The organism is Brucella grignonensis (genome assembly GCF_002252505.1).
Taxonomy (GTDB): domain Bacteria; phylum Pseudomonadota; class Alphaproteobacteria; order Rhizobiales; family Rhizobiaceae; genus Brucella; species Brucella grignonensis.
In genome coordinates, this window is the sequence record NZ_NNRL01000006.1 from 461 (window position 1) to 1897 (window position 1437).

Sequence of the window (1437 nt, forward strand, 5' to 3'; positions counted from 1 at the left end):
CCTAATAGCTGTTCTGTCGCGTTTGCGACGGTTCGCCATTAAAGGTAGCGCTATGGCAAACGGCGATCGATAGGTGCAGGCGTCCGCCATCATCTGCACCGGATCGAACATGAAGCTGAAATGATGACAGAGGCATCATGTCAGGAGGTCATAATGAGCGGTGATGTGCACGAGAAGAGCATGACAATGCTCAGCGAAATCCATGCTGCCGAGACATCGCAGTCGCTGTTCTCTGCGCTTGACAGGGCCTGCGGCGTGCTCGGTTTCGATGCATTCATGCTGTCATGTCATCGGCAATCGAAGGCAGAGCTGGTGATGAACCCCATTTTCACCACCTATACCGAGGAATTCATGAACGACTATGAGCGGCTGAACTGGCTCGATGACGACGTGCTTATCGCGCGCACCATCGGGAGCAGCCGCCCCTTTGTTTGGGATGGATCTTCGGAACGCTATAGTGACGTTCGCAGTCAAAGCTTCCTGGAATTTCTTCACGAGAACCGCCTGGCGACCGGCATTATGGTGCCGCTCGCCCACGGTCCGGGACATGCGAGTCTGATGTCCCTCGATGCCTATCGACCGATGCAACTCCCACCCGACCTTGTCCGATCTGCTCAATGCGTCGCCGAAGCGGCGCAGGCCAAAGCAGAGATGCTGGGACTTTGCGCAAACGTCTCGGCCGACGAGGCAATTGGGCTGCGAGCGCTCAGTGGACGTCAACTGGAAATCCTCAAATGGATCTCTGACGGAAAGTCGAACACCGACATTGCGACGATCATGAACCTGAGAACTCGAGCGGTTCATTATCACGTGAGTCGGATCCTTCTCAAATTACGTGTCGCTACCCGTCTCCAGGCCGCTCAAGTCTTCTTTGCCTGGAGCGATCATCAGACACTGTAAAGCCCCCCAGAGGCGTTCAGCGGCTTCGCTTCACTGCGGCAGTGGGTCGCACTATCGGATTTTTCTCCGTTAGACGAGTGTCAAGGTGGACACTTGAGCCGAGCCGACAGGAAGATCATGCTTGGCGATCCGCAGCGATTATATAGAAGTGTCTTGATATGCGTACCTCGAATGAAGCATGTCTAAGGTTTACTGATCAGGAAAATCTCGCTGAAACAATCAATGCCGCGCTTGCGGCGCACTGCAAGGATCAGAGGTGGGAGGGCGACGACCTTGTTCTGGAGCTCGAATCCTCTCGAGCTGTCATACGACCCGTGCCAGGAATGCTGTGGCTGCGCGTTGACGCTGTGGATCTACTGACCTGCATAGGAACGAAAATGTTGCTCGAGTCCGCCTTGAGGACGCACCGAGACGATGCGCCGAGGTGTGTTCTGTGGATGCAGGCGGACGAAGAGCCATTTGCGGCCGTCCGGGCCATCGTCAAATCCGGTCAGATAACCTCCTGCTAGAGCGCAAGCCCGCGGCCGTACCGAGGGG

At 55.9% G+C, this 1437-nt stretch carries 2 protein-coding genes; one reads left to right on the forward strand and one right to left on the reverse strand.

Going from position 1 to position 1437, the window contains the following annotated elements; all coding sequences use genetic code 11:
* Nucleotides 1-153: 153 nt before the first annotated feature.
* A complete protein-coding gene (locus CEV33_RS00130) occupies nt 154-900 on the forward strand; it encodes a helix-turn-helix transcriptional regulator (protein WP_167388065.1) in 747 nt (248 codons plus the stop codon).
* A gap of 353 nt (nt 901-1253) precedes the next feature.
* Here CEV33_RS00130 and CEV33_RS24140 read toward each other — a convergent pair.
* Nucleotides 1254-1437, reverse strand: a 184-nt coding sequence (locus tag CEV33_RS24140) for a hypothetical protein (protein WP_208620106.1), incomplete at its 5' end; no start/stop codon positions are given.